12 protein-coding genes are annotated in these 10,827 nt (G+C 68.1%); 10 read left to right on the top strand and 2 right to left on the bottom strand.

Annotation, left to right across the window (positions count from 1 at the left end; genetic code table 11):
- Positions 1 to 58 precede the first annotated feature (58 nt).
- Positions 59 to 838 carry an SDR family oxidoreductase gene (locus tag RMO40_RS23435; RefSeq protein ID WP_309726012.1) on the bottom strand — a complete coding sequence of 260 codons (780 nt, stop codon included), beginning with the start codon at positions 836 to 838 and terminating at the stop codon, positions 59 to 61.
- Positions 839 to 1,048: 210 nt separating this feature from the next.
- Here RMO40_RS23435 and RMO40_RS23430 point away from each other — a divergent pair, with 210 nt between their 5' ends.
- The 10 genes from RMO40_RS23430 to RMO40_RS23385 all read left to right on the top strand — a co-directional run bounded on the left by RMO40_RS23430 (position 1,049) and on the right by RMO40_RS23385 (position 9,605).
- Positions 1,049 to 2,125, top strand: a complete 1,077-nt coding sequence (locus RMO40_RS23430) for a histidine kinase (protein ID WP_309726011.1) — start codon at positions 1,049 to 1,051, stop codon at positions 2,123 to 2,125.
- On the top strand, positions 2,122 to 2,910 hold the full coding sequence (locus tag RMO40_RS23425; protein WP_309726010.1) for a LytTR family transcriptional regulator DNA-binding domain-containing protein: 789 nt from the start codon (positions 2,122 to 2,124) through the stop codon (positions 2,908 to 2,910). The genes RMO40_RS23430 and RMO40_RS23425 overlap by 4 nt, the downstream gene beginning before the upstream one ends.
- A 125-nt stretch (positions 2,911 to 3,035) precedes the next feature.
- Positions 3,036 to 3,884 carry a MipA/OmpV family protein gene (locus tag RMO40_RS23420; RefSeq protein ID WP_309726009.1) on the top strand — a complete coding sequence of 283 codons (849 nt, stop codon included), beginning with the start codon at positions 3,036 to 3,038 and terminating at the stop codon, positions 3,882 to 3,884.
- A gap of 3 nt (positions 3,885 to 3,887) precedes the next feature.
- Positions 3,888 to 4,535 (top strand): DUF2306 domain-containing protein, encoded by a 648-nt coding sequence (locus RMO40_RS23415; protein WP_309726008.1) that lies wholly within the window; start codon positions 3,888 to 3,890, stop codon positions 4,533 to 4,535.
- Positions 4,535 to 5,644: an SAM-dependent methyltransferase gene (locus RMO40_RS23410; RefSeq protein ID WP_309726007.1), complete on the top strand. Its 1,110-nt coding sequence runs from the start codon at positions 4,535 to 4,537 to the stop codon at positions 5,642 to 5,644. Before RMO40_RS23415 ends, RMO40_RS23410 begins: the two co-directional genes overlap by 1 nt.
- A complete protein-coding gene (locus RMO40_RS23405; protein WP_309726006.1) occupies positions 5,641 to 5,835 on the top strand; it encodes a DUF2905 family protein in 195 nt (64 codons plus the stop codon). The genes RMO40_RS23410 and RMO40_RS23405 overlap by 4 nt, the downstream gene beginning before the upstream one ends.
- A gap of 105 nt (positions 5,836 to 5,940) precedes the next feature.
- Positions 5,941 to 6,957 (top strand): hypothetical protein, encoded by a 1,017-nt coding sequence (locus tag RMO40_RS23400; RefSeq protein WP_309726005.1) that lies wholly within the window; start codon positions 5,941 to 5,943, stop codon positions 6,955 to 6,957.
- A gap of 86 nt (positions 6,958 to 7,043) precedes the next feature.
- Entirely contained in the window at positions 7,044 to 7,403 is a 360-nt protein-coding gene (locus RMO40_RS23395) for a hypothetical protein (RefSeq protein ID WP_309726004.1), read from the top strand.
- Complete coding sequence (locus tag RMO40_RS23390) at positions 7,403 to 8,533, top strand: hypothetical protein (protein WP_309726003.1); 1,131 nt, start codon at positions 7,403 to 7,405, stop codon at positions 8,531 to 8,533. Before RMO40_RS23395 ends, RMO40_RS23390 begins: the two co-directional genes overlap by 1 nt.
- Positions 8,534 to 8,591: 58 nt before the next feature.
- Positions 8,592 to 9,605, top strand: a complete 1,014-nt coding sequence (locus RMO40_RS23385) for a DUF4157 domain-containing protein (protein WP_309726002.1) — start codon at positions 8,592 to 8,594, stop codon at positions 9,603 to 9,605.
- Between the two features lie 10 nt (positions 9,606 to 9,615).
- On the opposite strand, the gene RMO40_RS23380 is transcribed toward RMO40_RS23385, so the two are convergent.
- Positions 9,616 to 10,827 (bottom strand): multifunctional CCA addition/repair protein (locus tag RMO40_RS23380; RefSeq protein WP_309726001.1); only part of this gene is annotated, 1,212 nt, incomplete at its 5' end.

Below are 10,827 nucleotides of genomic sequence, written 5' to 3'. Positions count from 1 at the left end.
GCGCAAAAAAAGGCGCCGGCAGTCGCGCAGGTCGAGGTGGCCAATCAGGCTGTGCATGTCAGGTGTCTTTCGAGGGGTTGGCAATGAACATCACATCGCGTGGCTGGGCCTGCAGATGCTGGCCGCCATCGACCAGCAAGGTGGTCCCGGTGATCCCCGGCGATTCGATCAGGAAGCGCACGCTGCGGGCGATGTCAGCCGGGGTGGAGGAGCGCAGCAACGGCGTGAGCTGGTGCGATTGGGCAAACTCGTCCGCCGTCATCGCGCCTGAAAGCAGCGTCACACCCGGCGCCACACCACACACGCGCAGCGCGGGCGCCATCGCCTGCGCGAGCATCACGGTGGCGGCCTGCAGCGCCGCCTTGGACAAGGTGTACGAGAAGTAGTCGGGGTTCAGGTTGAACAGCTTCTGGTCGAGGAGGTTGACCACGCAGCCCTGGCGCCGCGTGCTCAGCAGGTGTTCGTGCAAGGCCTGCGACAGCAGCACCGCCGGGCCGGTGTTGGCGCGCCAGTGGCTGTCCATCGCGGCGTAGCTGAAACGCGCGGCGTCGTCGTACTCGAAAGTCGAGGCGTTGTTGACCACCGCGTCGAGCCGTTTGAAGCGCGCCAGCACGGCGGGCACCAGCGCACGGCAGGCGGGCTCATCCGACAGGTCGGCGGCAAAACTCGCGGCTTGTGCACCCGTCGCCTGAGCCTGCGCCACAGTGGCCTCGGCGTCGTCGCGCGAGTGGCGGTAGTGCACGGCCACATCGAAGCCATGCGAGGCCAGGTCGAGCGCGATCTCACGGCCCAACCGTTTGGCGGCGCCGGTGACCAGAACGACGGGGCGTTCAGACATGGTTGCTGGGGGGCATGGAGCGTGTTGAGCGAGCCCGACAGTGTATCGGCGTGGCCCTTTTCGCCGGCCCGACGGGGCTTGCGCGCGTGGCCACACGCCGCTCGGCGCCACCGGGCGGCACCTCGCCACCTCGTCCCGACCGTTCGCCCCTGGCCCTGGCGCGCGGCGCATCGACGCTGCCTACACTGGCGCGCCCGCACCCACAAACCGATGAACCTTCACGACCCCTTGGCCGCCCCCAGCAAGCGCCGCGTGTTCTTGCGCGATGCCGTGCTGGTGCTGGCCCTCAATGCCGTGGTGGCCTTGGGCCTGGTGTTGATCGGGCTCGCGCTGGCGCCGCAGGTCACGCCGGCGCTGGTCGGGCAGCTTTTGTTGACGCACATGGTGTTTTCGCAGGCGATCGGCCTGTGTATCTTTGGCTTGATCGAGTGGCCGCGGCTCACGTTGTGGTGGCAGCGCCCGCCCAGCTGGCTGGCCTTGGGCGCCGTGACGGCGGTTTCGATCCCCATTGGGTACGTGGCGGGCCGCAGCCTGGCCAGCGCCTGGTTCGGCATGCCGGTGGTGCCGCCCTTGTCGATCGGCCCGGTGGCGCTGCTGCTGGTGTTCACCACCGTGCTGGCCTCGCTGGTGGCGGTGCACCTCATCACCCAGCGCGACCGGCTGGAGACCGAGCGGCTGCGCGCTGAAAACGCCGACGTGCGGGCGGCGAGCGCTCGCCTGCAGCTGCTGCAGCAGCAGATCGAGCCGCACATGCTGTTCAACACCCTGGCCAATGTGCATGCGCTGATCGACGCCGAGCCCGGCCGAGCGCAGCAGCTGCTCGAAGCGCTGAGCGAGATGTTGCACACCAGCATGCAGACCGGCGAGCAAGCCAGCGTCACGCTGCAGCAGGAGTTCAACTTGCTGGAGCAATACCTCAAGGTGATGGCCATCCGCATGGGCTCGCGCCTGCGCTACACGCTCGAGCTGCCTCCTGATCTGACCGTGTTTCGGCTGCCGCCGCTCACGGTGCAGCCGCTGGTGGAAAACGCCGTCAAGCACGGGCTCGATGGGCAACTCGCGGGTGGCAGCATCCGTGTGGCTGCACGGCGTGAGGGTGGGCAGGTGATCGTCGAGGTGGTCGACGACGGCCAGGGCCTGCAGGTCGACGACCCGTTTGCCGCCGGGCGCATTGGCCTCTCCAACCTGCGCAAGCGGCTTGTTTATGCCTTCGGAGATGCGGCCCACGTGGCGCTGACCGACAACCCACCGCACGGTGTGCGGGCCACGTTGAGCTTTCCTTCATGAACATCCCCGTGCTGGTGGTTGAAGACGAGCCGGTGCTGGCGCGCCGCCTGCAGCAGCAGCTCAGCGCCTGCTGGCCCGGTATCGACCTGCTGCCGGTGGCCGACAACGGCGCCGCGGCCATTGCGCTCGCACTGGAACACCTGCCGCGCGTGATCTTTCTCGACATCCACATGCCGGCCTGCTCAGGGCTCGATGCGGCCGAGGCCATCGTCGAAGACTGGCCCGAGGGCCACCCGTTGCCGCAGCTGGTGTTCGTCACCGCGTATGGCCAGTACGCGTTGCAGGCCTTCGAGCATGGCGCGATCGACTACCTGCTGAAACCCGTGAGCACCGAGCGGCTGCAGCGTGCGGTGAAGCGGCTGCAGGAGCGGCTGGCGCTGCTCAACGCGCAGCCAGTCGAAGGACTCGGCAGCGAGATGCAGCGGCTCGGTGCGTCGTTGCAAGCGCCATCGGACGCCGGCCGGTTGACGGTCATCAACGCGGCGGTGGGTGCCATCACCCACTTGATCCCGGTCGACGAGGTGCTTTACTTCGAGGTGGCCGACAAGTACCTGCGTGTCATCACGGCGCAGCGCGAGGCGCTGATCCGCATGACGCTGCGCGAGCTGCTGCTGCGGCTCGACCCCGAGCGTTTCTGGCAGGTGCACCGAAGCCTGGTGGTGCAGGTGCGCCGCATCTCGCATGTGGAGCGCAGCGAAGAAGGCCGCATGCTGCTCGGCCTGCACGACCACCCGGCGCGCCTGGCGGTGAGCCGGCTGTTTGCGCACCGCTTCAAGGCGATGTGACACGCGCCGTTCGCGACGCCGGTTGACGCTTGGGCGCCCTGGCGGCGACGTTCGGGGTTTCGGCGCAGCGCGGCGAGCCCCGCCTTCCTAGAGTGGTCGGTGTCCCAACCCTTCCGTGACCCATCGTGAACCCACTCTTCTTTTCTTCGCACAGCCGTTGGCTCGTGCTCGCCATGCTGGCCTTGTGCTCCTCATCTGCGTGGGCGCAAGACGGCCCGCCCCCCGGCTGGATCGGCCCGCCTCCGGGCTGGTCGGGTGGCGTGCTGGCAGGCGTGGCGCGTGCGCCCGAGTTCGAGGGCAGCGACCGCTCGCGCAGCCAGCCGGTGCTCGGTGGCGAGATCACCTACCGGACGGCCCGCCTCGGCAGCGTGGCCATGGGCAACCGCGGCCTCCACTGGACCGTCGTGCAGCGCCCACACTACAGTGCGGGCATGGGCTTGAACATCGACCCCGGGCGGGTGGACAACGGCGACCGCAAACTCACCCCTCTCGGCTACCGGCCGGGCAGCGAGGTCTTGCGGGGGCTGGGCGAGGTGCGTGCCACGCCGGTGGTGTCGGCCTTCGGGTCGCTCACGCTGGGCGGGGTGTCGCTCACTTCGGCGACCCGCCACGCCACCCACAGCCACGAAGGCACGCTGATCGATCTGGGCCTGGCCCTGCCGTGGAAGATCGACCCCCACACCACGCTCACCGTCGCGCCCGGAATCACCTGGGCCGACCGGCGCTACATGGGGGCCTTCTTCGGCGTGACGCCAGAACAGTCTGCGGCCAGCGGCTTTGCCGTCTTCGAGTCGCGCGCCGGGCTGAAGAGCAGCCAGCTCGCGCTCGACTTCGACATGGCGCTCAGCCGTTATTGGTACGTCAATGCCACGCTGCAAGCCAAGCGCCTGCAGCGCGCAGCCCACAGCCCCATCGTCCAGAAAGCGCGGCAGGCGAGCGGCATGCTGGCCGTGCGTTACCAGTTCCAGCTCTGAGCCATGCCAGCCGCAACAAGCGCATGGCTGGAACGGCTGGGCCTCGGCGCCTTGAATGCGCTCGCGCTGGCGGTGGCCGCATATGCCTTCCTGGCTTACGCGCTGCTGCCCCCGGGCGCGGAGGTGGCGCCTGCCATGCAGGCCGTCTACCGCGCCCACCCGGTGCTGATCTATGGCCATGTGTTTGCTGCGGCCTTGGCCCTGGCGCTCGGGCCCTTTCAGTTCTCCACTCGCTTGCGTCGCACGCGGCCGCAGCTGCACCGCTGGATCGGCCGCACCTACCTCGGTGTGGGTGTGTTGGTGGGCGGCGTGTTCGGCTTGCTGCTCTCGCGCTACGCCCACGGCGGCCCGGTCGCGCAGGTCGGTTTTGCCGTGCTGGCCCTCGCGTGGCTGTACACCGGGTTGCGTGGCTGGTTGGCCATTCGGCGTGGCGACGTGGCCTCGCACCGGCAGTGGATGTTGCGCAACCAGGCGCTCACGCTGGCGGCAGTGAGCCTGCGCATTTACGTGGGTGTGGTGGTGGCGGCGCATTGGCCCTTCGAGCCGGCCTACGCTGCAATCGCCTGGCTGTGCTGGGTACCCCACCTGCTGCTGGCCGAATGGTGGTTGCGCCGCCCCGCCGGGCAAGCCTGGGTTTCTACAATGCGCTGATGACATCTCACGAGAGCGCTCCTGCATCGGCGCCACTGGCCACGCTGATCCGGCGCGCCATCGAGCGCCAGGGCGGCTGGATGCCCTTCGACCGTTTCATGGCGCTCGCGCTCTACGCACCCGGCCTCGGCTACTACGCCAACGACAGCCGCAAGTTCGGCCTCATGCCGTCGTCGGGCAGCGACTTCGTCACCGCGCCGGAGTTGTCGCCCTTGTTTGGCCAGGCGCTCGCGTGCCAGGTGGCACAGGCGCTGGTGGCGAGCGACAGCAGCGAGCTGTGGGAGTTTGGTGCCGGCTCGGGCGCATTGGCCGAACAGCTGCTCGATGCGCTGGGGTCGGTGGTCACCCGCTACACGATCGTCGACCTCTCGGGCAGCCTGCGTGCGCGGCAACGTGAGCGGCTGGCGCGTTTTGGCGAGGTGGTGCAGTGGGTCGACGCGCTGCCCGAGTCGCTCAACGGCGTGATCGTCGGCAACGAGGTACTCGACGCGATGCCGGTGCAGCTGCTGCACTTCGATGGCGAGCGCTGGTTCGAGCGGGGCGTGATGGCGCAAGGCGACACCTTCGCCTGGAGCGACCGGCCCACCGAGTTGCGCCCGCCCTTCGAGGGCCCGTTCGCGCCCGGCACCGTGACCGAGATCCACCCCCAGGCCGAAGCCTTCATCGCGACCCTGGCCGACCGCCTGCAGCGTGGTGCTGCCTTCTTCATCGACTACGGCTTCCCCGACGCCGAGTACTACCACCCGCAACGCAGCGGCGGCACGCTGATGTGCCACCAGGCCCACCTGGCCGACTCCGACCCGCTGGTCGATGTGGGCCGGAAAGACATCACCGCCCACGTCAACTTCACCGGCATCGCGCTCGCCGCTCAAAACGCCGGGCTGCAGGTGCTCGGCTACACCTCGCAAGCGCGCTTCCTGTTGAACTGCGGCCTGATGGACATGCTGCAAGGCGCCGATGTGAAAACCATCGCCCCTGCGCAGAAGCTCATCACCGAGCACGAGATGGGCGAGCTGTTCAAGGTGATCGCCTTCGCTCGTGGCTGCGACGCCGCGTTCACCACCGACCCGCTGGGCTTTGCCCAGGGCGACCGGACGCACCGGCTGTGATCCGCTGGTTGATCGTCATCTTCCTGGCGCTGCTGATCTTCAGCGGCCTGCACAAGTGGCTGGAGAAGATCGGGCTCGGCAAGCTGCCGGGCGACTTTCGGTTTCGCATCTTCGGGCGCGAATTTTTCATCCCGCTCACCAGCAGCGTGTTGTTGAGCATGGTGGCGCTGGGCATCTCCAAGCTTTTCTAGCCGGAGCATGGCCCGCCGCACTGCGGGCCATGGCTCCTTCGGGCGATGCCCGGGAAGGCGGGGTTGAAGACACTGCTTTCCATGCCCCGCCATGGAGACTCCGTGATGAAACCCGTTCTTGCCGCCGCGCTGGCGGCTCTGCTCAGTTTGTTTGCCACCGACGCGCCGGCCGTCGAGCCGCCGCCGTCGGTGGCCGCGCTCTTCAGCCGCGTGCCCGAGTTGCCGGCGACTGCCGACGAGGCGGCGTCGTGGGTCGACAAGAGCGGCCGCATCGTGCACCCCGGCCTGCTGGCGCTGCGCGCCGACATCGCGGCCCACCAGCGCGCCATCGGGCTGATCCAGCAGGCGGCCGCCGAGCGGCACCAGACCCAATCGGCCATCGTGGTCGAAAACCTCGGCAAGGGCATGGCCGACGTCGGCATCGACATGGCCCGCATGCAGCGTGACCCCGCCTACGCGCAGCAGGTGCAGGAGCGCATGCGCAAGATGTCACCGCAAGAGCTGATGGCGATGTCGCAAAAGATGAACCAGCCGCTGAATCAGGAAATGCGCCAGGACAAGCGCCACCAGAACCAGGCGCAGGCCATGGTCGAAGACACGGCGCTGAACCGTGCCGCCGCCGAAGCCGGCGAGGCATACGCGGGCTTGCAAATGAAGCGCCTCGATGCCCACACGGCACGCTGGCGCGAGGCCGACGAGGCCGTGGCCCGGGTGATGAAGAAGCCGCTCGCCGCACCTGGCCCCAAGCCCACGCCGGAGTGGGAACACATCGGCTGCGACGCTGCTTGCCGCGCGCAGTGGGACGCTTACGCCAGCAAGATGCTGCCGCTGATGGTGGCGCGCGACACCGAGGGCTTGCGCATCCGCCGCGCCGCGCTGCAACGCCAGCGTGCGGCCGTGGCCGACGGCATCAAGGTGGCCGACAAACACCTTGTCGCCACGCAGTACGGTGCCGCGTCAATCAGCCAGGCGAACCAGGGCAACATCGTTCGCTACGACGGCGCGGCCATCGCCGAGATCTCGTACCTGCTCGACCGCATCACCGACAGCGTGAAGAGCGCAGCGGTGGTGGTGCACTGTGGCAAGCAGATCGTGCTGGCGCCGCAGGCTGTTTGTCATTGAGAGACGCTGCGCCCTGTCCACCAAGTTGAGGATTCGGCGTCTCCGGCATCTGCGCACAGTGGTACTCCAACCGACAGGAGACCACGATGAAGATCCGGCTTCACAACGTGCCGGGTGGCGTGTTCAGCGCCACAGGTCCGCAGCTTGCCTTGGAGCTTGACGACGCCGGTCAAGCCAACGTCACGATCCATGTGGCGCTTTCCGACGGCACGCACTTTCACTTCCCCGATGGGTCGGGACTTGGCAGCCCGCGTTCAACGGTGCTCCCGCCGGGCGACTACACCTGCGTCGTGCTGGTGGCTGCCTTCGGTCATGGGGCGTTTGGCCGTTCGTACAAGAGCAGCGTGAAGATCGCCGGCAGGAAGGCGGCCTCGGCCACCGGAACGCTGCCCGACGGCATCGATGCCGAAAGCGACATTCAGGCCTTCATCCTGAGGGTGTCGTGATGGGCGCGCGCACGCTCGTCCCGCTGGCGCTGACGCTCATGAGTGCAGCCCATGGCGCCGGAGCCCAGGAGGGCAAGGACGATTTCAAGGACTACCTGATCGATGTGGGGCCCGGGCATGTGTCGGCCGGCGAGATGCTCAAGCTGTCAGACAGCGCCATCACGACGATCCAGGCCCCGAAAGACTTCGTCGCGCTGTTGAACGCGGCCCAGTCCGACGACAAGAAGAGCGGTTTCGGCCTGGCGATCACCCCTGCGCGCACGAGCTTGACCCCCCTGTCCATCAACTCGTACACCAAGCACACCTGGGCACGAGTTTGGGGTGGGACGACCTTCAGCTACGCACGCAACATCAACCCGCTCGCCGGTGTCGACTACAAGCAGGATGCTTTCGCGGTCAACATCTCGCACTACATCAAGGCGGAGGATGACCCGCACGTTGCCGCCTACCGCGCGTTCGTCGATTGCAAGCCGCTGCAGCAACTGGTGACCGATGAATCCAGCCGCGTTCTGCTGGCGCTCAAGGGCGTGCCGCCTGAGGAGATCCAGAACGCGCTGGCGTTGGCCAAGCGTGGCTCCAGCTTCCTCGCGTCTGCCGATGCGGCCGCCAAACAATGCGCGCGCGCTGCGGCCGAGCCGCTCTGGAACGCATCCCAGGTGGCGCTGACCCTCGGGCAGAGCTGGATTCGCTCCCCCGGCGCAGGCACCTCTCGGGTGTCGCTGGCACGCACCGTCGCACTGTCGGCAGCCTATGGCCCCAGCGACCAGACGCTGGTGGATTTCACATTGAGGCGCACCGACCGTGCGCTTGACCTGGACACGATCGCCACCTCGCCGGTACACAAGAAGACAAACATCGCCGCACTTCGGCTGACCTATGGCCGTGGCGACGCCCGCGACACCTACGGGCTTGTCGAAGTGAGCAATGTCAAGTCATCCAGGGCAACCTTGCCCGACGCGGCCTTCAAATATGCCCTCGGGATCGACAAGCGGCTGATGGAGGGGGTGTGGCTGGAGTTCCGTGTGGGCAAGCGGCGCGCCCTGGAGGACGGCCGGCAGGAGACGGTCGGCCTGATCAACCTCAAGTTCTCGACGACCACGACCCTGCCAAAGGCCCAACCCCGTCTGTGAAGCCGGGCCGGTGCCCTGACGCGGCCCGCTACCATCCCGGGCGCCACAGGAGGGGTGCATGCACAGTGTCATCACGCGTCGCCGCGCGTTGCAAGGTTTGGGCTTGGGGTTGTGTACCGTGCTGGCGCCCGCGTCCTGGGCGCAGACGCGGGAACAAGACGGGCTCGAGGTCTTCACTGGCTTCCAGGGCACCCGGGTGCGTTTTGCCAACATCGAGGCCGGGCAGGCGGTGCTCGCGGCCGACGACGAGTGGATGGCGGCCACCAGCGAATTCCAGCGGCGGGCCGTGATGGGCCGTGCCGAGCCGGTGTCACTGGAGGCGTTTCGGCGATGGAACGCCGAGGCCGTGCGCGCCTGGCCTGCTGATCAGCTCACACGTTGGCGCGCGGCACTCGAGAGCCTGGCACCGGCCTTCACCACCTTGCGCATCCCTTTGCCCAGCGAGGTGTGGCTGATCGCGACCAACGGCCAGGAGTCCGCCAACGCGCCCTACACACGCGGCAACGCCGTCGTGCTGGCCGGCGCAGCGCGCATGCCCGGCTACTCCGACGCCATGCTGCTGGCCCACGAGCTCTGGCATGTGGCTTCGCGCCATGCGCCAGTGCTGGCCTCGCGCCTGTATGCCGAGATCGGCTTCGAACCTATACCGCAGCTGGTGTTTCCGGAGGCCTGGGCGCCGGTGCGCATCGCCAACCCCGATGCGCCGCAGAACCGACACGCCATGCAGATCCAGGTCGGTGGCCGCACGCCCTGGGTCACACCGGTGCTGGTGGCGGCGCGCACGGCTCTGCAGCCCGGCGAAACCTTCTTCACCGTGATGGATGTGCGCCTGCTCGAAGTCGAGCCTGACCCGGCGGGCGGCGCGTCACGTGCCGTGCTGCGCGAGGGGGTACCGGCGTGGCACGCGCTGCAAGGCCACGACTACCTGCGCCGGCTGGGCGGCAACACCGGCTACGTCATCCACTGCGAAGAAGCGATGGCCGACAACATCGCGCTGCTCGCCACGGGGGCGGAGCCGCGCAACCCGGCGCTGCTGGCGCGCATCAAGTCGGTGTTGCTGGCGCCTCGCTGAGCGCACCGCGTCAGCCCGCAAGGGCCCCGGCCACGGCCGCGGCCCGTGCGTTGCGGATGGCGTCGCCAATCGCGGCCCCCTTCCAACCCTGGGCGAGCGCTTGCGCCGACACAGCGCCGCTGTCGACCGCCAGCGCCGCATCGAGCGCACGCTGCAAGCGCGCGCGTTGTGGGTAAGGCCGCTCTTCGAAACCGGTGCGCCCGCGTGCATCACATTCGCAGGCGAGCAGCATCTCGGCAAAACGTTGCGGCCGGCGCCAGGCGTCGCAGCGCTCCAGCAGGCGCATCACGGCCGCCGCGTCGAGCGTTTCGCTGCGGTGCACGTTGCCGTGTTCGCGCGCCACGGTCTCGGCCAGCTCGCGGCAATCGGTGGGCACCTTCAGGCGTTCGCACACGGCTTGCACCAGCTTCACGCTGCGTACTTCGTGGGCGATGTGGCGCGGCCACTCTTCGGCGGGTGTGGTGCCTTTGCCGAGGTCGTGGCCCAGGCACGCGAAGCGCACGCTGAGCGGCGATTGCAGCTGGGCCGCCATGTCGAGCACCAGCATCAGGTGCACGCCGGTGTCGACCTCGGGGTGGTGCGCCGGCGGTTGTGGCACACCCCACAGACGGTCCACCTCGGGCATCAGGCGGGCCAGCGCGCCGCAGCTGCGCAAGACCTCGAACATGCGCGAGGGTCGACTCTCCATCAGCCCGCGCGACAGCTCTTGCCACACGCGCTCGGGCACCAAGGCGTCGACCTCGCCGGCCGCCACCATGTGCTGCATCAGCGCGTTGGTTTCAGGCGCGACATGGAAGTCGACAAAACGCGCCGCAAAACGCGCGAGCCGAAGAATGCGCACCGGGTCTTCGGAGAAAGCAGGGGACACATGGCGCAACACCTTGTCGCGCAGGTCGCGCTGGCCACCGTGCGGGTCGATCAGCGTGCCGTCTTCGCTTTGCGCGATGGCGTTGATGGTGAGGTCACGCCGCTGCAGGTCTTCTTCGAGGGTGACGCCCGGGTCGGCATGGATGGTGAAGCCGCGATAGCCCGGCGCCGACTTGCGCTCGGTGCGGGCCAGCGCCACTTCTTCCTTGGTGATGGGGTGCAGGAAAACGGGGAAGTCCTTGCCCACCGGCGTGTAGCCGGCGTCGACCATTTCTTGCGGCGTGGCGCCGACCGCGACCCAGTCGCGGTCGTTCACCGGCAAGCCCAGCAAGGCATCACGCACCGCACCACCGAC

The sequence above is a fragment of the Rhizobacter sp. genome (assembly GCF_031412075.1).
In the GTDB taxonomy this organism is placed as follows: domain Bacteria; phylum Pseudomonadota; class Gammaproteobacteria; order Burkholderiales; family Burkholderiaceae_C; genus Rhizobacter.
The sequence above is the reverse complement of the archived record's forward strand: the minus strand, read 5'-3'. Positions and strand labels throughout refer to the sequence as shown.